This is a genomic window from Ruegeria sp. CDSB013 (genome assembly GCF_059611165.1).
The window spans coordinates 484,342-506,584 of the sequence record NZ_JBXWPA010000001.1 but is presented as its reverse complement, the minus strand read 5'-3'; the positions used below and the strand labels follow the sequence as shown (position 1 = coordinate 506,584).

The 22,243-nt window shown below is 56.1% G+C and carries 20 protein-coding genes and 3 tRNA genes; 12 read left to right on the top strand and 11 right to left on the bottom strand.

Translation table 11 applies throughout. The features are described 5' to 3' along the window. The first annotated feature begins 47 nt into the window (after positions 1-47). The 4 genes from AC2FJF_RS02520 (at position 48) to AC2FJF_RS02505 (ending at position 3,544) form a co-directional block, all read left to right on the top strand. Positions 48-1,190: an acyl-CoA dehydrogenase family protein gene (locus tag AC2FJF_RS02520; protein ID WP_496722643.1), complete on the top strand. Its 1,143-nt coding sequence runs from the start codon at positions 48-50 to the stop codon at positions 1,188-1,190. A gap of 7 nt (positions 1,191-1,197) precedes the next feature. Further along, the gene (locus tag AC2FJF_RS02515) at positions 1,198-2,238 is read left to right on the top strand and encodes an enoyl-CoA hydratase/isomerase family protein (protein WP_496722641.1); all 1,041 of its coding nucleotides are present in this window, start codon (positions 1,198-1,200) and stop codon (positions 2,236-2,238) included. 3 nt (positions 2,239-2,241) lie between these two features. Then, positions 2,242-3,114 carry a 3-hydroxyisobutyrate dehydrogenase gene (gene mmsB, locus AC2FJF_RS02510; RefSeq protein ID WP_496722639.1) on the top strand — a complete coding sequence of 291 codons (873 nt, stop codon included), beginning with the start codon at positions 2,242-2,244 and terminating at the stop codon, positions 3,112-3,114. 205 nt (positions 3,115-3,319) lie between these two features. Continuing rightward, positions 3,320-3,544 carry an excinuclease ABC subunit A gene (locus AC2FJF_RS02505; RefSeq protein WP_472723686.1) on the top strand — a complete coding sequence of 75 codons (225 nt, stop codon included), beginning with the start codon at positions 3,320-3,322 and terminating at the stop codon, positions 3,542-3,544. A 9-nt stretch (positions 3,545-3,553) separates the two neighbouring features. Here the strand turns inward: AC2FJF_RS02505 and uvrA are convergent, their stop codons facing one another. The 3 genes from uvrA to AC2FJF_RS02490 all read right to left on the bottom strand — a co-directional run bounded on the left by uvrA (position 3,554) and on the right by AC2FJF_RS02490 (position 6,788). After that, positions 3,554-6,412, bottom strand: a complete 2,859-nt coding sequence (gene uvrA, locus AC2FJF_RS02500; protein ID WP_108858724.1) for an excinuclease ABC subunit UvrA — start codon at positions 6,410-6,412, stop codon at positions 3,554-3,556. 176 nt (positions 6,413-6,588) lie between these two features. Further along, a tRNA-Asp gene (locus AC2FJF_RS02495) sits at positions 6,589-6,665 on the bottom strand. 46 nt (positions 6,666-6,711) lie between these two features. Next, positions 6,712-6,788: transfer RNA gene (locus AC2FJF_RS02490), tRNA-Asp, on the bottom strand. Between the two features lie 211 nt (positions 6,789-6,999). Between AC2FJF_RS02490 and AC2FJF_RS02485 the strand changes: the two genes are divergently transcribed. Together AC2FJF_RS02485 and AC2FJF_RS02480 are read left to right on the top strand one after the other, a co-directional pair. Then, a tRNA-Val gene (locus AC2FJF_RS02485) sits at positions 7,000-7,074 on the top strand. A 127-nt stretch (positions 7,075-7,201) separates the two neighbouring features. Then, on the top strand, positions 7,202-8,788 hold the full coding sequence (locus tag AC2FJF_RS02480) for an APC family permease (RefSeq protein WP_496722637.1): 1,587 nt from the start codon (positions 7,202-7,204) through the stop codon (positions 8,786-8,788). Positions 8,789-8,840: 52 nt separating this feature from the next. Here AC2FJF_RS02480 and lon read toward each other — a convergent pair whose 3' ends face one another. Continuing rightward, the gene (gene lon, locus AC2FJF_RS02475; RefSeq protein ID WP_058277828.1) at positions 8,841-11,249 is read right to left on the bottom strand and encodes an endopeptidase La; all 2,409 of its coding nucleotides are present in this window, start codon (positions 11,247-11,249) and stop codon (positions 8,841-8,843) included. A gap of 338 nt (positions 11,250-11,587) precedes the next feature. Between lon and AC2FJF_RS02470 the strand changes: the two genes are divergently transcribed. Next, a complete protein-coding gene (locus AC2FJF_RS02470) occupies positions 11,588-12,760 on the top strand; it encodes a sugar-transfer associated ATP-grasp domain-containing protein (protein ID WP_496722634.1) in 1,173 nt (390 codons plus the stop codon). Between the two features lie 46 nt (positions 12,761-12,806). Here the strand turns inward: AC2FJF_RS02470 and tgt are convergent, their stop codons facing one another. Together tgt and AC2FJF_RS02460 are read right to left on the bottom strand one after the other, a co-directional pair. Beyond that, positions 12,807-13,937 (bottom strand): tRNA guanosine(34) transglycosylase Tgt, encoded by a 1,131-nt coding sequence (tgt, locus tag AC2FJF_RS02465; protein WP_496722632.1) that lies wholly within the window; start codon positions 13,935-13,937, stop codon positions 12,807-12,809. Between the two features lie 64 nt (positions 13,938-14,001). Beyond that, a complete protein-coding gene (locus tag AC2FJF_RS02460; protein ID WP_496722630.1) occupies positions 14,002-14,913 on the bottom strand; it encodes a nucleoside hydrolase in 912 nt (303 codons plus the stop codon). Between the two features lie 177 nt (positions 14,914-15,090). On the opposite strand from AC2FJF_RS02460, the gene AC2FJF_RS02455 reads away from it, so the two are divergent. The 3 genes from AC2FJF_RS02455 to AC2FJF_RS02445 all read left to right on the top strand — a co-directional run bounded on the left by AC2FJF_RS02455 (position 15,091) and on the right by AC2FJF_RS02445 (position 16,720). Beyond that, entirely contained in the window at positions 15,091-15,981 is an 891-nt protein-coding gene (locus AC2FJF_RS02455) for an SPFH domain-containing protein (RefSeq protein WP_282151106.1), read from the top strand. Next, positions 15,981-16,259, top strand: a complete 279-nt coding sequence (locus AC2FJF_RS02450) for an NfeD family protein (protein ID WP_113788870.1) — start codon at positions 15,981-15,983, stop codon at positions 16,257-16,259. The genes AC2FJF_RS02455 and AC2FJF_RS02450 overlap by 1 nt, the downstream gene beginning before the upstream one ends. Before the next feature lie 98 nt (positions 16,260-16,357). Further along, complete coding sequence (locus AC2FJF_RS02445; protein WP_058271500.1) at positions 16,358-16,720, top strand: SUF system Fe-S cluster assembly protein; 363 nt, start codon at positions 16,358-16,360, stop codon at positions 16,718-16,720. Positions 16,721-16,818: 98 nt separating this feature from the next. Here AC2FJF_RS02445 and AC2FJF_RS02440 read toward each other — a convergent pair whose 3' ends face one another. Further along, positions 16,819-17,160 carry a hypothetical protein gene (locus tag AC2FJF_RS02440; RefSeq protein ID WP_496722627.1) on the bottom strand — a complete coding sequence of 114 codons (342 nt, stop codon included), beginning with the start codon at positions 17,158-17,160 and terminating at the stop codon, positions 16,819-16,821. 193 nt (positions 17,161-17,353) lie between these two features. Here AC2FJF_RS02440 and AC2FJF_RS02435 point away from each other — a divergent pair, with 193 nt between their 5' ends. Next, on the top strand, positions 17,354-17,719 hold the full coding sequence (locus tag AC2FJF_RS02435) for a HesB/IscA family protein (RefSeq protein WP_496722625.1): 366 nt from the start codon (positions 17,354-17,356) through the stop codon (positions 17,717-17,719). Here AC2FJF_RS02435 and AC2FJF_RS02430 read toward each other — a convergent pair. Further along, a complete protein-coding gene (locus tag AC2FJF_RS02430) occupies positions 17,716-18,627 on the bottom strand; it encodes an isopenicillin N synthase family dioxygenase (protein WP_496722623.1) in 912 nt (303 codons plus the stop codon). The two genes, AC2FJF_RS02435 and AC2FJF_RS02430, sit on opposite strands and share 4 nt — an antisense overlap. A 121-nt stretch (positions 18,628-18,748) precedes the next feature. On the opposite strand from AC2FJF_RS02430, the gene tpiA reads away from it, so the two are divergent. Continuing rightward, positions 18,749-19,498, top strand: coding sequence for a triose-phosphate isomerase (gene tpiA, locus AC2FJF_RS02425; RefSeq protein WP_496722621.1), 750 nt, complete (start codon positions 18,749-18,751; stop codon positions 19,496-19,498). Positions 19,499-19,500: 2 nt separating this feature from the next. Here tpiA and AC2FJF_RS02420 read toward each other — a convergent pair whose 3' ends face one another. The 3 genes from AC2FJF_RS02420 to AC2FJF_RS02410 form a co-directional block, all read right to left on the bottom strand. Further along, positions 19,501-19,812: a DMT family transporter gene (locus AC2FJF_RS02420; RefSeq protein ID WP_496722619.1), complete on the bottom strand. Its 312-nt coding sequence runs from the start codon at positions 19,810-19,812 to the stop codon at positions 19,501-19,503. A gap of 330 nt (positions 19,813-20,142) precedes the next feature. Next, the gene (locus AC2FJF_RS02415; protein ID WP_496722617.1) at positions 20,143-21,519 is read right to left on the bottom strand and encodes a TRAP transporter large permease; all 1,377 of its coding nucleotides are present in this window, start codon (positions 21,517-21,519) and stop codon (positions 20,143-20,145) included. Continuing rightward, positions 21,519-22,196 carry a TRAP transporter small permease gene (locus tag AC2FJF_RS02410; protein WP_058271493.1) on the bottom strand — a complete coding sequence of 226 codons (678 nt, stop codon included), beginning with the start codon at positions 22,194-22,196 and terminating at the stop codon, positions 21,519-21,521. Before AC2FJF_RS02410 ends, AC2FJF_RS02415 begins: the two co-directional genes overlap by 1 nt. Between the last annotated feature and the right edge of the window lie 47 nt (positions 22,197-22,243).

Below are 22,243 nucleotides of genomic sequence, written 5' to 3'. Positions count from 1 at the left end.
AGAAATAAACACTCGTTCAATTCAACGGGCAGCGTGGGAGGCAATCCATGGATTTCGCAACAACCGAAGAGCAGAACGCAATCTTCGACATGGCCCATGATTTCGGGCAGGAAAACATCGCCCCATTTGCCCGCCAGTGGGAGGCCGACGGCACCATCCCCAAAGACCTGTGGCCGCGCATTGGTGAGCTGGGTTTCGGCGGCCTTTATGTTTCTGAGGACAGCGGCGGTTCTGGCCTGTCTCGTCTGGACGCCACGCTTGTGTTCGAAGCTTTGTCGATGGCCTGCCCCTCTGTCGCGGCCTTTCTGTCGATCCACAACATGTGCGCCAAGATGCTGGACAACTTTGCCAGTGACGAGCTGAAATCCCGCATCATGCCCGATGTTCTAAGTTTGAACACCGTGCTCAGCTATTGTCTGACCGAGCCGGGCTCAGGTTCTGACGCAGCCGCTTTGAAAACCCGCGCTGAACGCACAAACGAAGGCTACACCCTGAACGGCACCAAGGCGTTTATCTCGGGCGGCGGGTACTCGGATGCCTATGTCTGCATGGTGCGCACCGGTCAAGATGGACCCAAGGGCATTTCAACGGTTTATGTCGAGGATGGCACCCCAGGCCTTAGCTTTGGCGCTCTGGAACAGAAGATGGGGTGGAAAAGCCAGCCTACCGCGCAGGTGCAGTTCGACGATTGCAAGATCCCCTCTTCCAACCTCGTTGGTGTCGAGGGCGACGGTTTCAAATACGCGATGAAAGGGCTGGATGGCGGACGTCTGAACATCGCCTCTTGTTCATTGGGTGCCGCGCAAACCGGGTTGAACATGACACTACAGTACATGTCCGAGCGGAAGGCTTTCGGGCAATCCATCGACCAGTTTCAGGCGCTGCAGTTCCGTCTGGCAGATATGGAGATCGAATTGCAGGCCGCCCGGACATTCCTGCGTCAGGCGGCGTGGAAGTTGGATCAGGGCGCGCCCGATGCAACAAAGTTCTGCGCTATGGCCAAGAAATTCGTGACAGAAACGGGATCGAAAGTGGTGGATCAATGCCTGCAATTGCACGGCGGCTATGGTTATCTGGCCGACTATGGCATCGAAAAACTTGTGCGCGATCTGCGCGTGCATCAGATTTTGGAAGGCACGAACGAGATCATGAGGGTCATCGTTGCCCGCCAGATGCTCTCTCAGCGCTGAGGACTTTATGTCAGACATTTATATTCGCACCGCAGGCCGTGCCGGTCGTATCACCCTGACCCGAACCAAGGCCCTGAATGCACTCAGCTATGACATGTGCCTGGCGATCGACACCGCGCTGCGCAACTGGCGCGAGGACGACGCGGTCGAACTGGTTATTCTGGATGCCGAGGGCGACAAGGCCTTTTGTGCCGGCGGTGACATTGCCGAGCTTTATGAGACTGGCACCAAGGGCGATTTTGAGTACGGCCGAAAGTTCTGGCGCGATGAATATCGCCTGAATGCTCTGATCTTTGAGTATCCCAAGCCGGTTGTCAGCTTTCTACAGGGCTTCACCATGGGTGGAGGCGTTGGCATCGGGTGCCATGGCAGCCATCGCATCGTGGGTGAAACGTCGCAAATCGCCCTGCCCGAATGCTCGATTGGTTTGGTTCCGGATGTCGGCAGCACACTGATGCTGGCACTCGCACCCGGACGGTTAGGTGAATATCTCGGCACTACAGGTCATCGTATGGGTCCAGCAGATGCCATTCTGGCCGGTTTCGCAGATCATTACATTCCTATCCAGCAATGGCCGGATCTGATCGACATGCTTGAAGCATCCGGAGACGCCAGCATTCTTGAAAGCCATTCCGAAACGCCGCCCCAAGGCTCGTTGGGCGCAATGCAAGATGCGATTGAGTCAGATTTCGGTGGCGAAACTCTTGCAGATATACAGAACAGCCTGCGCAACTCGAACAATGACACCGCCTCTGACGCGCTGAAGTTGATCGGGCGCAATTCGCCACTCTCCATGGCTTGCACGGTCGAAATGCTGCACCGTCTACGCACTCCAAACCTGACCATACGCAAGGCGTTGGAACTGGAGTATCGCTTCACCTATCGCGCGATGGAGCACGGGGACTTTCTGGAGGGTATCCGGGCGCAGATCATCGACAAGGATCGCAACCCGAGCTGGCGCCATCAGAACCAAGACATACCGGCTGTCGCTGTTTCAAAGATGCTACAACCTTTGGGCGCGGACACGCTGACTTTTGAGGAGGATTAAGGAATGAAAATCGGGTTTATCGGTCTGGGCAACATGGGCAATCCGATGGCGGCCAACCTTGCCAAAGCAGGGCATGATGTCAGCGGCTTTGACATGGCAGATGTCTCTGTCCCGGGTGTCACTATCGCCAGCTCCGGTCCTGAGGCCGCGACTGGTGCCGACATCGTCGTGACCATGCTGCCGAACGGACAGATCCTGCGGGCGGTGGCAAAAGAGATCATTCCCGCCATTGTGCCCGGAGCGGTCTGGATCGACTGTTCAACGGTCGATGTCGACAGCGCCCGTGCCGTCGCTGAGCAGGCCAAAGAAGCGGACGTTCTCGCAGTAGACGCCCCTGTGTCAGGTGGCATCGGCGGTGCGGCAGCGGGTACGCTAACCTTCATGGCAGGCGGTAGCGACGCGGCGTTTGAAAAGGCATCGCCGCTGTTCGACATCATGGGTCAGAAGGCTGTGCATTGCGGCGAATCCGGTGCTGGTCAAGCGGCCAAGATTTGCAACAACATGATCCTGGGCGTAACCATGATCGCCACCTGCGAAGCCTTTGCGCTGGCCGACAAGCTTGGGTTGGATCGGCAAAAGATGTTCGATGTGGTCAGCACGTCCTCGGGCTATAGCTGGACGATGAACGCCTATTGCCCTGCCCCAGGTGTCGGCCCTGCAAGCCCCGCGGACAACGGCTATCAGCCCGGTTTCGCGGCTGAACTGATGCTGAAAGATCTTCGCCTCAGCCAGCAAGCTGCTGAAAGTTCGAACGCAGACACGCCCATGGGACAGGTTGCAACGGCGCTATATGAGAAATTCGTCGAATCCGAAGACGGGCTGGGCAAGGATTTTTCCGCCATGCTGCCACGTTTTGAAAACCGTACCAGGGGCTAGTCGCCACAGGGTGGCGACTTCCTGCCCATCGGGTTGACCGGCAGACAAACAGCGGCCATCTGTTTCCTAACCGCGCTTTAACGCGAAAGGAAACATGATGTCGCGAATTTTGTCTGTTACTTTGACCATTGCCGCGCTTTCATTAAGTCCGGCTACTGCAATGGCTGGGAACGGAAAGAGTAAGGCGGGTCATTGCCCGCCAGGCTTGGCAAAAAAAGCAGTGCCCTGTGTTCCGCCGGGTCAGGTAAAAAACCTGTACAAAAAGGGCGACTATATCACGCGTGACTATCGCTGGATCAATGATCCCTACCGCTATGGTCTGAATCGCGGCGGATCCTACATTCGCGCCGGCGATTACGTTTATCGTGTCGACCCCGAAACGCAAAAGGTGCTGAACCTGATCGGCGCAGTGGCTGATATTCTTTACTAAAGAACGGCACTATTCCGCAGCAACGCGCGCACCGTCCAACATCGGCTTGAGATACCTGCCGGTATGGCTGCGATCAACCTCGGCCACATTCTCGGGTGTCCCGGTTGCCACGATCTCACCACCGCCATCGCCGCCTTCCGGGCCGATATCAATGATGTGGTCGGCGGTTTTGACGACATCCAGATTGTGTTCGATCACAACGACCGTATTGCCCTGATCGACCAGTTCATGCAGCACTTCCAACAGCTTACGGACATCTTCAAAATGAAGTCCTGTGGTCGGTTCATCCAGAATATACAAAGTCCGCCCGGTCGACCGTTTGGACAATTCCTTTGATAGCTTCACGCGCTGCGCTTCACCTCCCGAAAGCGTTGTCGCCTGCTGCCCAACCTTGATATAGCCAAGCCCGACACGCGCCAGTGCATCCATTTTATCGCGGATTGAGGGTACAGCCTTAAAGAATTCCTGCGCGTCTTCGACGGTCATATCCAGTACATCGGCGATGGACTTGCCTTTGAACTTGATCTCAAGCGTTTCACGGTTGTACCGCGCGCCCTTGCAGGTTTCGCAGGTGACGTAGACATCAGGCAGGAAGTGCATCTCAATCTTGATGACGCCGTCACCCTGACATGCCTCGCAACGACCACCTTTGACGTTAAAGCTGAAACGCCCCGGTTTGTAGCCGCGCGCCTTTGCCTCGGGCAGACCGGCAAACCAATCGCGGATCGGCGTGAAGGCCCCGGTGTAAGTCGCTGGATTCGAACGCGGAGTTCGCCCGATGGGGCGCTGGTCAATGTCGATGACCTTGTCCAGATGCTCCAACCCTTTGATGGTTTCGCAGGGCGCCGGCGTTTGCCGCGCGCCATTCAGACGCATGGAGGCAGTTTTAAACAGCGTCTCAATCGTAAGCGTCGATTTCCCGCCGCCGGAGACACCCGTGACACAGACAAACTTGCCCAGCGGAAACTCCGCCGTCACGTTTTTCAGGTTGTTCCCGGTCGCTTTGACGACCGTAACCTTCTTTTTGTTCCCTTTGCGTCGCTCGGCCGGGACCGAGATCTCGCGGGTTCCCGACAAGTATTGCCCGGTCATCGAGGCCGCATCAGCCGCGATTTGATCGGGTGTGCCCTTGCTGACAACCTGACCACCATGCACGCCAGCCCCCGGCCCGATGTCAAAAACATAATCCGCCTCGCGGATTGCTTCCTCGTCATGCTCGACGACAATCACTGTGTTACCCTGGTCACGCAGGTTCTTGAGCGTCCCAAGCAAACGGTCGTTGTCCCGTTGATGAAGACCGATAGACGGTTCGTCGAGGACGTACAAAACCCCTGTCAAACCCGATCCGATCTGGCTGGCAAGACGAATACGCTGACTTTCGCCACCGGACAAAGTTCCACTTGAACGGGACAGTGTAAGGTATTCCAAACCAACGTTATTCAGAAACCCCAGCCGCTCACGGATCTCCTTGAGAATGGCACGCGCGATTTCGTTCTTCTGGACACTAAGATGGTTCGGTGCATCTTCGATCCAGGCCAGGGCCTCGCGGATCGACATCTGCACAACCTGCCCAACATGCGCGCCTGCGATCTTAACCGCCAGCGCCTCGGGCCGCAGGCGATAGCCTTCACAGGCGCCACAGGGGCGGTTGTTCTGATACCGCTCAAACTCTTCCCGAATCCAGGCGCTGTCAGTCTCCCGATAGCGGCGCTGCATATTCGGGATCACGCCCTCAAAGCTGCGGGTGACCTGATAGACCCGCCCGCCTTCATCATAGCGGAATTGGATTTCTTCGTCGCCGGAACCGCGCAGAAACACTTGCTGCACCTTTGGTGGCAGGTCCTTCCACGGCGTGTTCTTGTCGAACTCATAGTGTCGGGCAATCGCTTCGATGGTCTGCAGAAAGTACGGCGACTTTCCCTTGCGCCAGGGAGCCAAGGCCCCGTCGTATAGTTTCAGGGTCTGGTCCGGCACCACAAGACGTTCGTCAAAGAACAACTCGACGCCCAGACCGTCACAATCCGGGCACGCCCCGAACGGAGCATTGAACGAAAACAAACGGGGTTCGATTTCAGGAATGGTGAAGCCGCTGACCGGGCAAGCAAAATTCTCGCTGAAGGTGATCCGTTCCGGATCGCCCTCACGCGGCGCGGTTTCCAGAACGGCGATACCGTCGGCCAAGTCCAACGCGGTACGCAAACTGTCGGCCAGCCGGGTCTCCATCCCTTCACGCACGACAAGGCGGTCGACTACAACATCAATGTCGTGGCGATATTTCTTGTCCAGCGTGGGCGGTTCATCCAGCTCGTAGAATTCTCCATCGACCTTCACGCGCTGAAAACCCTGCTTGCGCAGTTCGAGGAATTCCTTTTTGTATTCGCCTTTGCGGTCGCGCACGATGGGGGCGAGCAAGTATCCGCGCGTCCCCTCTTCCATCGTCATGATGCGGTCGACCATGTCCTGAACCTGCTGCGCCTCAATCGGCTGCCCAGTGGCCGGGCTGTACGGCGTTCCGGACCGTGCGAATAGCAAGCGCATATAGTCATAGATCTCGGTGACCGTTCCGACGGTCGAGCGCGGGTTCTTGGATGTTGTCTTCTGTTCGATAGAGATGGCCGGTGAAAGGCCGCTGATGTGGTCCACATCCGGCTTTTCCATCATGTCCAGAAACTGGCGCGCATAGGCTGACAGGCTTTCAACGTAGCGCCGCTGGCCCTCGGCATAGATCGTGTCAAAAGCCAAAGACGACTTACCAGACCCCGACAGCCCGGTGATCACCACGAGCTGATCACGTGGGATGTCCACGTCGATACCTTTGAGGTTATGTTCGCGCGCTCCACGCACTTCGATATTCTTCAGCTCAGCCATTTTTGGCCCCCAACACACAAGTGTCTTAGAAATAGGTGAACGACGCTGGAACTCCAACAGAAAAATCAGAACAAAGCAAGAACTGTCATTTATTCGCCTATCCAACAAAGCAGCATCGCAACTGACACGCCGAAGCGTGCAACAAGTTACGATTTCAACGCTGACTTTTGGGAAAATGGCGCGGTTGACGGGGCTCGAACCCGCGACCCCCGGCGTGACAGGCCGGTACTCTAACCAACTGAGCTACAACCGCGCATCTATTTTCGTGATCCCTTAACCCGGATCCAGGCTGACAGCAGTGGCGCGGTTGACGGGGCTCGAACCCGCGACCCCCGGCGTGACAGGCCGGTACTCTAACCATCTGAGCTACAACCGCCCGCTGTCTGTTCATCGCTGAACGTTTGGGTGTATTATGGCTACGCCCCGACATCGTCAAGCGGCGTTTTGAAGTTTTTTCGAAGAACCTGATTTTTTCCGATTGAGCCACCCACCCCCGAGGCCGGAAAACCAGCTTTTCATGAGGTGGATCGAATTCACCACCGGCCATCTTGCCAACCAATCCGAGTCGCTGTAACAGCAGCGCCTACGGGTGATTAGCTCAGTGGTAGAGCGCTTCGTTCACATCGAAGATGTCAGGAGTTCAAATCTCTTATCACCCACCATTCCACTTCCTCAGAATCAACGCCCTCTAAGGCCTTGAAATTACAATACTTTCCAGCTTGCATTTCAGCTGCGTATCGTTCCTGCATCTGCCGTGTGATCAACCGGCGCTGAGGCATGGGGTTTCGCATGGCCAAATTGAAACGGGATATTGGCCTTGTCGGCCTGACCTTCATTTCGGTCGGTGGAATTATCGGTTCCGGCTGGTTGTTCGGCCCCCTCCTCGCAGTTCAACACGCAGGTCCTGCCGCTATCCTTTCGTGGATCATTGGCGCGGTGGCCATGTTCGTTCTTGCGATAACCTTCGCCGAGATCTCGGCCATGCTGCCCATTCCCGGAGGGATCGCCCGCGTCCCCCAGTTTTCGCACGGGAACATCGTTTCGATGGCAATGGGGTGGACCGCCTGGATTGGGTACAACACCACCGCCCCGATTGAGGTCGAGGCGATGCTTAAATACCTCGGGCCTTATGCTCCCTGGCTGCACACAGCCGATACGGGCGATTTGACCGGCGCGGGTATCGCCGTGGCGTTGTTTTTCATGTTGTTGTTCGTTGTCATTAATGCGTTGGGGGTAAAACTCTTCACGCAAGTCAACGCGACGCTGACATGGGCCAAAATTGCCATTCCTATCGTTCTATCGGTTCTGCTGATCGCAAGTCGATTTGACACCGGGAACTTCACCCAAGCGGGTGGTTTTGCGCCGTACGGCTTGCAGGGCATCATGGCGGCTGTTTCAACCGGAGGCGTCATCTTTTCCTTCATCGGTTTCCGCCATGTGGTCGATATGGCTGGTGAGGTTCGAAACCCCAAAGTCGCCATTCCTGCGGCACTGGTGCTGTCCATCATTCTGTGTGCAGCCATTTACGTCGGATTACAGATCGCGTTTATCGGCGCACTTGACCCGGAGATGCTGAAGAACGGCTGGGCAAGCCTGAATTTTAGCGGTCAGGGGCCATTGGACGGGGTCATCCTATCGGTTGGGATCGTCTGGTTCCTGAGCGTTTTGAACATAGGCTCGGTCATTGGCCCCTTTGGCAACGGTTTGGTGTCCACCGGTTCGAACGCGCGTATCGCGATGGCCTTGTCACAGAACGGGTTCCTGCCAAAGCGTTTGCAAATACTGTCCTCATTTGGGGTGCCCTTGTGGGCCTTGGCGCTGAACTTTCTGATTGGAATTCTGTTCCTTCTTACGGTCCCGTTCACCACCGTTATTGCCCTGAATGGCGCCGCCATAGTCGTATCTTTTGCCGTTGGGCCAATCGCCGTTGTGTGCCTGCGCCGCCTGATGCCGGACCACCCGCGGTCCATTCGCATCCCCTTCGTTAAAGTGGTGGCCATCACGGCCTTCGCTGTCGCCACGCTCATCGTCTATTGGAGCGGATGGGACACCGTTTGGCGGCTTGGCATCGCGTTGATCGTCGGGTTTGTTCTTCTTCTGGCACGGTTCCACAATCGGTTGGACGAAATGGACGTGACCGAGGCCCTGTGGCTGGTTCCCTATTTCGGAGGGATCGGCTTGATCTCGTTCCTGGGACAGTTCGGGGAAGGTGCGCTTAAGCAAATCCCCTTTGGTTGGGATATTTTGCTGTGTGTTCTGTTTTCAATCGTCATTTTTGGTCTGGCGGTCCGATCCTCCCTGTCCGCCAAAAAGTTTCAGACTTACATCGCCGAGGAAGAGGTTCTGGACCCGAAGAAACCCGTTATCGGCTTCTGAAAAAGAAAAAGGCGGGGAAAACCCCGCCTTTTCTTTGTCTATCGCCTATCGCTTAGTGCGTCGTGGCAGACGGGCTTGCGCTTTCAGTGGCCTTTGCAGCGGCTGCGGCAGCCTCTTCGGCAGCCTCATCCCACTCAATCGCTTCCGGCTCACGCACCAGCGCCAGTTTGAGAACTTCGGACACGTGCTCTACCGGAATGATCTTCAGACCTTCTTTCACGTTGTCCGGGATCTCGGCCAGGTCCTTTTCGTTCTCTTCCGGGATCAGAACAGTCTTGATGCCACCGCGCAGGGCCGCCAGCAGTTTCTCTTTCAAACCACCAATCGGCATCGCGTTGCCACGCAAAGAAACCTCACCCGTCATAGCGATGTCCTTGCGAACCGGAATACCGGTCAGCACGGATACGATCGAGGTCACCATGGCCAGACCAGCCGAAGGCCCGTCTTTCGGAGTCGCACCATCCGGCACGTGCACGTGGATGTCTATCTTGTCGAACTTGGGTGGCTTCACCCCAATCTGAGGCGAAATTGACCGCACATAAGACGACGCCGCATCGATGGATTCCTTCATCACATCGCCCAGCTTGCCGGTTGTCTTCATCCGACCCTTGCCCGGCAGTTTCAGCGCCTCGATATGCAGCAGATCACCACCGACCGATGTCCACGCCAGACCGGTGACAACACCAACCTGATCGTCCTGTTCGGCCAAACCATAGCGGAACTTGGGAACGCCCAGGAACTCATCCAGATTGTCTGGCGTCACCGTTACTGATTCCGCCTCTTTTTTGATGATCTTGGTCAGCGACTTCCGCGCCACCTTGGCGATTTCACGTTCTAAGTTCCGAACGCCAGCTTCCCGCGTGTAAGTGCGGATGATCGAATGCAGCGCGTCATCGGTCAGTTCGAACTCCTTGGCCTTCAGGCCGTGGTTCTTCACCTGCTTGCTGATCAGATGCTGTTTGGCGATCTCACTTTTTTCGTCCTCGGTGTAACCGGCCAGCGGAATGATCTCCATCCGGTCCAGCAAAGGCCCAGGCATGTTGTAGCTGTTGGATGTGGTCAGGAACATCACGTTGGACAGGTCATATTCGACCTCAAGGTAGTGGTCCATGAACGTGCTATTCTGTTCCGGGTCCAACACCTCGAGCATCGCCGAAGCCGGGTCACCACGGAAGTCCTGCCCCATCTTGTCGATTTCGTCGAGCAGGATGAGCGGGTTCGTGGTCTTCGCCTTTTTCAGCGCCTGGATGATCTTACCGGGCATCGAACCGATATAGGTCCGACGGTGGCCACGGATCTCGGATTCGTCGCGTACGCCACCCAGCGAGATGCGGATGAACTCACGCCCCGTCGCACGTGCAACCGACTTACCAAGTGAGGTTTTACCCACACCCGGGGGGCCGACAAGGCACATGATGGGGCCCTTCAGCTTTTTCGAACGCTGCTGTACGGCGAGATACTCGACGATCCGCTCTTTGACCTTCTCAAGGCCATAGTGATCGGCATCCAGAATGTCCTGCGCGCGGCCCAGATCCTTTTTGACGCGGGATTTGGTGCCCCACGGCAAGGCCAGAATCCAGTCCAGATAGTTGCGTACGACGGTAGCCTCAGCCGACATCGGGCTCATGTTACGCAGCTTTTTCAGCTCGCCTTCGGCCTTTTCCCGGGCCTCCTTCGACAGCTTGGTCTCTTCGATCTTGGCTTCCAGTTCGGCCACTTCATTGCTGCCGTCTTCGCCATCGCCAAGTTCCTTCTGAATGGCCTTCATCTGCTCATTCAGATAGTACTCGCGCTGCGTCTTCTCCATCTGGGTTTTGACGCGGGTCTTGATCTTTTTCTCGACCTGCAGAACCGACATTTCGCCCTGCATCAGGCCATAGACCTTCTCAAGCCGCTCGCTCACGCTGAGGGTTTCCAGCAGGTCTTGCTTTTGCTCAACCTCGATACCCAAATGACCCGACACAAGGTCAGCCAGCTTTGCCGGTTCGGTGGATTCCCCAACCGCGGTCAACGCTTCTTCGGGGATGTTCTTGCGTACTTTCGCGTAACGCTCGAACTCATCCGCAACCGTGCGCTGCAGTGCCTCGGTCGTGGTCACGTCACCCGGAATCTCGGTCAGATACTCGGCGCGGGCCTCAAAGAACTCTTCGTTTTCAAGGAATTCCGTGATCATCACACGGGCTTGGCCCTCGACCAGCACCTTTACTGTGCCGTCCGGCAATTTCAGCAATTGCAGTACATTGGCCAGCACACCGGACCGGTAGATGCCGTCCTCGGTTGGGTCATCGTCGCTCGGGTCGATCTGGCTGGACAACAGAATCTGCTTGTCGTCCTGCATCACTTCTTCCAGCGCGCGGACGGATTTTTCCCGACCTACGAACAGCGGCACAATCATATGCGGGAAAACCACGATATCGCGCAGCGGCAGCACTGGGTATGATGAGTTCAGGGGCTCTTGCATGCTCTATCCTTATCATTGGCAAGACGGCTCTGGTCCCTCATCGAGGCAACGCCTGTCCGTCTCCTGTACTTTAGAGTGAAGAAATGGTGCACATGAGCACACAATTCAACCTTCCCTTTTGACCATCACCATGACGCGAACCAGAAAGATCGGCAAGCCGATAACAGGACAACAGAAGCTAATTTCTGGGGCCGAGCTGGATAGAAGAGAATACCTTGTCCGGCAATCTCTGCAGGAACCAAACCAAATATTCCGGCAACAAGTCATAAAACTGCCATTTTTCCGCTCAAAACAGTTTCCAAAATGGAACCAATAAATCGAACGTGGAGATCTCTGCCATGACAACGTCAAACCCCACAAGCGCCGCGGATATTGACTATGAAAAGTATTTGTCTGCCCGAGACTCTGATCATACCGCGTTGCTAACACATGCGGCAAAATCGTCCGGCCGGTCCCCAGTTCAGATTCAGCGCGAGTTTAACAAAATAGCCAAGTCGCACAGCAGATTGAACATGGCCGAATATGTGCGTAACGGGCTGCATCATTCTGATCGGTTCTCGGACGCCCAAAGATCCGAGTACATTTCAAACGATCTTCACTGGCCAATCACACATATATGCAACCACACTGGCTGGCAAAGCGCAGCTGAAGACAAAGTAGTAGCGACAACTCTGCTCAATGCGGTGGATGTGCCGGTCCCGGACATTGTGGGCGTAATCGACCAAACCTCACGTGTATTTCCAGGCATAAAAAAGATTTGCACTGCGGATGATCTACGCGAAACGGCACTGGATAATCTACATACGGGCCTGTTTGGGAAAATTACTGAAGGGATGGTCAGCTTTGGCGCATTTCGAATCCAGAACGCTAATAATGATACTTTAACATGCGCGGGGATGAACCCTGTACCATACGAAGAATTCTTGTCAGAAACCGTTGGGCAGAACTCGTATGTATTGCAACCTTTGCTTCATAATCATTCCGCCCTCAGCCCGTATGCTTCTGCTCTGGCCACGATTAGAATGGTGAACCTGCTTCGCGAGGACGACGTTTTTTGTCCGATCGCAGTGATCAAGCTGCCCCAAAACGACAATATCGCTGATGCCTTTTGGCGCCCCGGTAATCTAGCTTGTGCGATTGACCCCGAGACTGGAAAAATCACTACCGTCACTCGGCGTGATGGCATGGAGGTTACCTTTCTGGAAGATCACCCCGAAACAGCCGGTTTGATGGGAATGCAATTGCCCTACTGGCAAGAATTGCGCGAGATAAACAGCCGTGCTGCCCGAACCTTTGCGCCGATACGGTATCAATCCACCGACATCGCAATTACTGAGTCAGGCCCCGTTGTTGTTGAATTGAATTACGGCGGTGGTTTCGACTTACCCCAATACGCGACTGGTCGCGGAATGCTTACAAAAGAAGTCCGGGATTTTTTTGAGAGCTTTGGTTATGACTTCGGTCAAGCGCCGAACAAAAAACGGCGTTCACTGCTTGGTTTTAGGCGTTAACAGTCTGTTTTGGGAAGGTTAGGAACCTTCCCAAACCTCGCCATGCCTAGACTGGCTCAATATCCCCCTGCGCGCGCTGTGCGTGGAACTCGACCTGCCACGCATCGAATGTTCCGGCGGCGATGGCGTCGCGCATGCCCTGCATGATCTCTTGGAAATAGTGCAGATTATGCCAGGTCAGCAGCATACCCGAGATCATCTCGTTCGAGCGGAACACGTGGTGCAGATAGGCGCGGGAGTAGTTTGAACAGGCAGGACACGTACAGCGTTCATCCAACGGGCGCGGATCGTCGGAATGGCGGGCATTCTTAATGTTCACCACGCCGTAGCGCGTGAATACCTGCCCTGTGCGCCCCGAACGGGACGGCAACACGCAATCCATCATGTCAATGCCGCGCGCAACGGCGCCGACGATATCATCCGGTTTTCCAACGCCCATCAGATAACGTGGCTTGTCGACCGGCAGCATATCCGGCGCAAAGTCCAGCACGTCGAACATCGCCTCTTGGCCTTCACCCACGGCAAGTCCACCGACGGCGTAGCCCTCAAAACCGATCTCTTTCAGCGCTTCGGCCGATTCCTCGCGGAAATCCTGCTCTAGTCCGCCCTGCTGAATGCCGAACAAGGCATGACCCGGGCGATCCCCGAAAGCATCACGCGACCGCTCAGCCCACCGCATCGACAGGCGCATCGACTCGGCAATGCGATCCCGGTCAGCGGGCAACGCTGGGCATTCGTCGAAACACATGACGATGTCGGACCCCAACAGGCGCTGAATCTCCATCGACCGTTCAGGCGTCAATTCGTGGCGCGAACCGTCGATATGAGATTTGAAGGTCACGCCTTTTTCGGTCAGCTTGCGCAACCCGGCCAGCGACATGACTTGGAACCCACCGGAATCCGTCAGGATCGGCCGTTCCCAATTCATGAACTTGTGCAACCCGCCCAGACGGTCGATCCGCTCGGCTGTCGGGCGAAGCATAAGGTGATATGTGTTGCCCAACAGGATGTCCGCCCCTGTGGCGCGTACGCTTTCCGGCATCATCGCTTTGACTGTTGCCGCCGTGCCAACCGGCATAAAGGCCGGCGTGCGAACTTCCCCGCGCGGAGTATTGATTACTCCGGTACGGGCCTTGCCGTCCGTGGCCTTCAGGTCAAAAGAGAAACGGTCTGTCATGTGAATGCCTCAGGGTCGCTGAACCGGGCAGCAATTGCCCGATCTTCGCTGGTATTGCAAGCCGTCAGGGCAAGGACGCAACGCGGTCAGTGAACAGGCTGACAACCCCTGCCCCATCCACATCCCGGCATACGCGCACCATTGGTCTATTGGCATCCGGTCGGGTTGCCCCGATTTGCGGACCATCTACCTCAACCTGAAGCCCGGTTTCGACTATCTCGAACATGGGTTCGTGGGTACAGGCAATCACAGCCGTCGAGTCGTGCAGGCCGCACCCTTCCAATCCGCCGATATCCTTGTAGAACTTCAGATAAAATTTCGAGATGTCGCGCAGGAAACCGCCCATGTCAGCGGAACGTATGGCCAAAGCATCAAAATCTGCGGTCTCATACAGAGTTTTCAGCGTGACATCCAAGCCGACCAGAACAGTATCTGGTGGAGACGCGAACACTGCATCCGCGGCCTGCGCATCGTGATAGATGTTGGCCTCGGCATGCTCCGTGATGTTTCCAGGGCAAAACACGGCACCGCCCATAATCACCAGGCGCTTGATGTTGCCCGCAAACTCTGGATCCAACCGCATGGCATCGGCGATATTCGTCAGCGGACCAATGGCGCAGACGACCAACTCACCCTTGTGTTCCCGCGCCTGTTCGACAAGGAATTCGGCCGCTGTAAGGGGGTGATTTTCACCAATTTGCGGGATGTCAGTCAAATCACCGAATCCTTCGGGGCCGTGCACATGCTCGGACGGGTCGTACGTGGTCGCACCAACTGGAAGCGGCGCCCCCTCGGCTACTGGCGCGTCCAATCTCAGTTTATGCAGCAAGAACCGCGCGTTGCGGCTGGATTGGTGCACATGCGTGTTGCCGAAAACCGTGGTCAGGCCGATCAGGTCGATTTCAGGTGCAGCGGCGGCATAGGCAATGGCCATCGCATCGTCGATGCCCGGATCTGTATCAATTATCAGTTTCATCCCCGCCCGATAGCGCAATCACAACCGGATGCAAAGCAGCCACATTCAAAATATTCCACGCTACATTGTGGTTTTCAGAGATTTGCATCTATCCCCATTCCCGCCATACCAGAGTTGAAAATGGGCGAGTCAATCCCCAAGTGTATACCATAGTACACAATAATACAGAGGACAGATATGACCGAAGAACAGATCATTGGGTTGCTAACATCGAACATCATTTACCTGCTTGCGGCAGTTCTGATTGTCGTCGTTATTTTCAAAGGCATCAAAATTGTGCCTCAGTCCGAAAAATACGTGGTTGAACGCTTTGGCCGCCTGCACTCGGTGCTTGGCCCCGGAATAAACTTTATCGTTCCTTTTCTTGATGTTGCACGCCACAAGATATCCATTCTTGAACGCCAGCTGCCGAATGCGACGCAGGACGCGATCACCAAGGACAACGTTCTGGTTCAGATCGATACCTCGGTGTTCTACCGCATTCTTGAACCGGAAAAGACCGTGTACCGTATCCGTGACGTCGACGGAGCGATTGCAACAACCGTTGCAGGTATCGTCCGTGCCGAAATCGGTAAAATGGATCTGGATGAGGTGCAGTCCAATCGCGCGCAACTAATTGAACGCATTCAGGAAAGCGTCGAAACTGCCGTTGACGACTGGGGGATCGAAGTCACCCGCGCCGAGATTCTGGACGTAAATCTGGATCAGGCCACACGCGATGCTATGTTGCAGCAGTTGAACGCGGAACGTGCCCGCCGCGCGCAGGTGACCGAGGCTGAAGGTCAGAAACGTTCGGTCGAATTGAATGCGGACGCGGAACTTTATGCGGCCGAGCAGACCGCAAAAGCCCGCCGTATCCAGGCCGAGGCTGAAGCTTATGCAACCGGCGTAGTCGCCAAGGCCATTCAGGACAATGGTATCGAGGCCGCCCAATATCAGGTCGCATTGAAGCAAGTCGAAGCCCTGAACGCGCTGGGTAACGGCACCGGGTCGCAGACCATCGTGGTTCCCGCCAATGCGCTGGAGGCGTTTGGCGATGCCTTCAAGATGTTGAAAGGAGGAAAGTAATGGCTGACCCCATCTGGCTGACATGGTGGCTCTGGCTGGCCGGAGCGTTGGCTCTGGGCATACTTGAGATCGTCTTGCCGGGGTTCATCTTTCTTGGCTTTGCGATTGGCGCGGCAGTCACAGGGCTTTTGCTTGTGATCCCCAGTTTTGCCCCAAGCTTGGCAGTTCTGCTGTTGATCTTTGCGGCCCTATCGCTTGTGGCCTGGCTGATCCTGCGGCGCATGTTCGCCCTGCCCCATGGCCAGGTGAAAACCTTCCGCCACGATATCAACGATTGATCCAAATCGACGCAGCGTCCCGGGGGCCACACGGCACCACTGGACGCTGCCCCAGCCTTTCCCTATATAATTTCTCAGGTAACAGCCCCGAGGCACGAATGACCCATCCAAGTGAACAGTTCGAAGGTACGCCGCTGATCGCGCCTTCGACCATCGATCATCCACTCTACGATTCCGTGGTCGAGGCTTGCAGATCTGTCTTCGATCCCGAGATTCCGGTGAATATCTACGATCTGGGTCTGATCTATACGATCGATATCACCAAGGAAAACGCGGTGAAGGTCATCATGACACTGACCGCGCCCGGATGCCCGGTCGCCGGTGAAATGCCAGGCTGGATTGTCGAAGCCATCGAACCGGTCGCTGGCGTCAAAGAGGTTGACGTAGAGCTGACATGGGAGCCCCCCTGGGGCATGGAGATGATGTCAGACGAAGCACGTCTTGAACTGGGATTCATGTAGAATTTCGGTCAGCTTTACCAAGTAAAGCATTGAAGGATAACAAAAAGGGCTGTCCATAAACCGAGGCAGCCCTTTTTACGTCAAAGGGCCCGAGCGGCCTATTCCACGCCGCAGGTCGATTTTATCTCGGCCGCGCGTTGATCCAGCTCTTTGACGTAATCGCCATTCAACATACTGAGCCTTTTTTGCTCGGTTCCCGTGACCAGTCCCAGCAATGCACCGGCAGGAGTGATCGCAATGATACTTTCTGCCTGCTGGTCTTCTGCGTGCTTCTTTTCTGCGGCGATGGCCCGAAGATCCCCCTCGGCTGTTGCGCAATTCACCGGATGCCGTGCGCTATCCGTTGCTGCATGTGCCAAGCCCGCGGTCAGAAAGACTGTAACAACAGCTTGCATCGTAATGATTTTTCTGCGGAAATACCTGTTCTTTAACATCTTCATTCGCCCTTCGCTCAAATATCTTGTTACAACCGTCAGGCTAAGGCGAAGACCGTGAGAGACGCAAGTTTGCTGTGGCAATTGGTCGTTTGGCAGCGTCACTGCCGGTAAAACTTAGGTCAGCAGGTCTGCTATGTCTTGAGCCTGACGCCTCTCGGCCCTAGATTGGGGATAACGTAGCGCAACGGAGACCACCATGTTTGGCATTCCCGGCAAACAAGCCGTGACAATGACGACCAAAGCGGCCGAGCAGATCGCGCGCCTGATGGCGACCGGTGGTCATGCCGGGTTGCGCATTGGCGTCAAGAAAGGCGGCTGCGCTGGCATGGAATACACCATGGACTACGTGGATGAAGCCGATACCAACGACGAAGTGGTCGAACAGGACGGTGCCCGCATCATGATCGCGCCAATGGCGCAGATGTTCTTGTTCGGAACTGAAATCGACTATGAGGTCTCGCTTCTGGAAGCCGGGTTCAAGTTCCGCAACCCGAATGTTGTGGACGCTTGCGGTTGCGGCGAATCCATCAAATTTGACGAGACGCTTTCCGCACAAAACTAAGTTGCCTGCAGGTGCAGATAGGTCTCGTTGTAACGCCGTGTAAGATGGTCACCTGCGCTGATCGTTTTGCCTGAGCTTGGCGGAGCAACGTTGGTATCGTAGGACGGGTTAAAGAACAGTGGGACCGAAATGCGTTCTTGCGTCCCGCCTATGACGCGATGCTCGGTGGCTTTGACTTTTCCGGCGGTCCAGAATTCCAGCATCTCTCCAAAGTTGATGATGAACGTACCAGGCGCCGCAGAGACAGGTTGCCAGCGATCATCCGGCATGCGGACCTCAAGCCCTGAGACCCCGTCCGTGGCCAGCAATGTCAGACACCCATAGTCAGTGTGCGCCCCGATGCCAAAATCCCGATCACCTGCCCATGCCGAGCGTTCTGGGTAGTAGTTCCCGCGCAACAGGGCCATTGGCGTGTCAAAGGCACGATCAAAGCTGAGTTCATCCCGGCCCAAAGCGACCGCAATGGCCCGGAGAACGCGCATCGCCACATTGCAAGCGTCGCTGTAGTAAGCCCTGATAATACTTTGAAATTCAACGGGACTATTCGGCCACAGGTTCGGAGCATACACACTGAGCCCTTTTCCGGCATAAGAATTTCCCGCAGGCAATTCGTAACCGCAATCGAACACTTCCTTGAAATCCGGATTGGCCTTTGGGTCGACCTGTTCTGATCGCGGCGCGCCCCACCCTCGGTTTGAACCCGTCATCGCCATATCAACGGTTTTTTTCTGGACGTCCGGCAAATGGAAGAAGTCGCGATACGCCTCGATCACGTTTCGGACTTGATCGGCGTTCAACCCGGTGTTCGACACCGTTAAAAACCCAACCTCACCAATGGCATGCAGCAGCATTGCCATTTCTGAAGCCTCGCGTTCATCCAGTTTTCTCAGATCCAGATCGTCGATCATGCTGCCCTCCACAATGACGCGGAACCTGCCGTTGTGGTCGGACCTTTGCAACCGGAATTGTCAGGCTCGGCTGGTGGTGCTATCCGATGAGCAAACAACGACTTATTTGGGGGTACGCGTTATGCGGCGCAAGCTGGCAGCTGGAAACTGGAAAATGAACGGAACCGCGGCTGCATTGCCCGAGCTTCTGTCGCTGGCTACATCGTATCCTGATGCATCGGTAGACGTCCTGATTTGCCCACCGGCAACGCTATTGCATCGCGCGGCAGAGGCCGTGAAAGACACTGGAATTACCGTCGGCGGTCAGGATTGCCATGCAGCCGAATCCGGCGCACATACTGGCGATGTCAGCGCCCTGATGCTGATTGATGCAGGGGCAAGCGCCGTCATTCTTGGGCATTCAGAGCGGCGCGAAGATCACGGCGAGCAGAATGAGGATGTCCGCGCCAAAGCACGTTCCGCGATGGACGCGGGCCTGAAAGCCATCATTTGCGTCGGCGAAAGCCTGGAGCAGCGTGAGGCCGCGAACACGCTGGACATAATCGGCGGACAGTTGTCCGGTTCGATCCCAGACCAGTCGACCGGTGAGAACCTGGTTGTTGCCTATGAACCGATCTGGGCCATTGGCACCGGCAAAGTCCCCACACTGGACGAGATCGGAGAAGTGCACGACTTCATCCGCGCTCGGCTTGAACGTCGATTTGGCGAAGGCGTCGGCCGCTCGGTCCGGTTACTTTATGGCGGTTCGGTCAAACCGGGCAACGCAGCCGAAATCTTTGCAGTCTCCAACGTGGACGGGGCGCTGGTGGGCGGCGCAAGCCTGAAAGCCGAAGACTATTCTGGCATTATCGACGCCCTGCAAAAGGCCTAAGCTCAAGCCAATTTCATCGTCACCAGCCCGGCAACAATCAGGGCCGCCGCGATCAGGCGGGGCGCGGTCAGCGCCTCACCCAGAAACATCACGCCGACCATGAAGGCACCAACGACGCCGATGCCGGTCCAGATCGTATAGGCCGTGCCTAAGGGCAACTCCCGCATCGCAAGGGCAAGCAACCCGAACGACCCGATCATTGACGCACCCATCAAAGCCGTAGGCCATAGGCGCGTGAAACCGGCGGATTGCTTCATGGCGACGGCCCAGACAATTTCCAGAAGGCCAGCGAATAACAAAAACATCCAGGGCATAGAGACACCTCACATCTCTTCGGGTCGTCCCGAATGATCAGCCAACAAGGCGAGGTCGTCCTCTTTCCCGTACATAAATTCTCTTGCCCTGTATTCAAGAGGGCGCGGCGTGCAGATCAAAACCTCCAACGCGGCGCTACCCGAAAAACCCAGTATCTGTTGCGCCCATCGGTGATCCCTACCCTTAGATGACGGCATCCGTTACTGGAGGACACGCCGTCACCTTGCCTATCGCGGGATCGCTCTGGGTGCGGAATACTCAAAAATGGCGGCATATAAAAAAGGCCGGGTCTGGCATAGACCCGGCCTTTCTTGTCGCAGGTATGCCCGCTAGTTCGTCACGATTTCCGGACCCATAAAGGTATTGGGCAAGAAGGTCGAAATCCACGGTATGTACGTCACCATGATCAGGAAGACGAACAATACGGCCAGGAACGGCAGCGCCGCCTTCACAACGCTCATCATCGGCATACCAGCCACGCCCGAAGTCACGAAAAGGTTCAGTCCGACCGGAGGCGTAATCATCCCAATCTCCATGTTGACCACCATGATGATGCCCAGATGGATCGGGTCGATGCCCAACTCGATGGCGATCGGGAACACCAGAGGTGCCACGATGACCAACAGTCCCGAAGGTTCCATGAACTGACCACCGATCAGCAGGATCACGTTGACCACAATCAGGAAGGTGACTGGTCCCAAACCCGCCGACAGCATTGCACTAGCGATGTGCTGAGGCACCTGTTCATCGGTCAGCACGTGCTTGAGGATCAGCGCGTTAGCGATGACGAACAGCAACGTCACCGTCAACTTACCGGCCTCAAACAGCGTGTGCTTGGTGTCAGGGTGAAAGAACGCCGTGACCAAAGCATAGGGTTTTTTCAACAGCGGAATGTTCTGCCCATCCCCATTGGTGCTGAGGGGCCCCATGTCCTTGTAGACAAAGCTGGCGATAAAGAAGGCATAGACGGCAGCGACGGCAGCGGCTTCGGTCGGTGTGAAGATCCCGCCATAGATGCCACCCAGAATGATGACGATCAGAAACAAGCCCCAACCAGCTTCGCGGGCCGAAGTAAATATCTCACCCCAACCCTTCCATTCACCCTTGGGCAGGTTCTTGACTTTGGCCATCACATAGATCGTGACCATCAGCATCAGACCCGCCATCAGGCCCGGAATGACGCCCGCAAGGAACATCCTCCCGACCGAGACCTCAACGGCGGCGGCATACACCACCATGACAATGGACGGCGGGATCAGAATGCCCAGTGTACCCGCGTTACAGATCACTCCCGCAGCAAATTCCTTGGAATAGCCAACCTGCCGCATACCGGCGATGACGATGGAACCGATGGCCACAACAGTCGCCGGAGACGATCCCGACAGCGCGGCAAACAACATGCAGGCAAAGACACCCGCAATCGCCAGGCCGCCCGGCAAGTGCCCGACACAGGCGATGGAAAAGCGGATGATCCGCCGCGCCACTCCACCGGTCGTCATGAAGGACGATGCAAGAATGAAGAACGGGATCGCCAACAGAGTGAAGTGGCCTTCAAAGGCTTCGAACAGGGTTCCCGCGACCGAAGCCAACGAACTGTCAGAGTAGATCAACAGGAACAGGGTCGAGCTGAGACCCAGGGCTACCGCAATCGGCACACCGATCAGCAACAGGCCGATGACCATAGAGAAAAGAAGTACGACGTCCATCAGTCATGCTCTCCTTGCTGAGCCCGGACTTCTTCGATCTCGTCCTCGACTTCGTGACTGGCAACAAGACGGTCGGTCTCACCACGCCAGATTTGTACTGCGACCTGAGCGAAGCGGATCACTAGAAGCAGCATCGACACCGGCAGCACCAAATACGGCACCACCTTGGGCAATTTTTCATACCCCTCGCCGTAGTTGATCAGATCCTCGAGGAAGCGCAGTGGCGCGACCATCGGGATATCGTCGACCTCGTAGAAACTCTGGCTGCGTGCGTCGAAATTGAACCCGGTCGGGAACCAGCGGCCCGAGGTGGGCGGCAGGTCCGCAAACACGGCCCAGTAGTCATACGACCCTTTCAGCAGCAGAAGCGAGAACACCAGACAACACGCCACCGATATCAGCGCCAGAATGCGGCGCGGCGCCGGGGCCAGCATGTTCAGGATTGCATCAACACCCAGATGCGCGTGTTTCTTGACCGCATAAGAGGCCCCCAGCAACACCAGCCAGCCAAAGGTGAAAACCGTCAGCTCAAGCGCCCATAAGATGTTGGAATTGAACACAAAACGCGCGATCACGTTGGCGAAGGTTACGACCGTCATCACGCCCAACAGGGCGGCAATCATGGTCTCTTCGATATGGTCGACCAGCCCGCCTTGGCCGGGTTTCGAACCAGACATTTTTCTGTCCCCACATTATTGGTGATGAGAGTTAGGTGTGGCGGGCC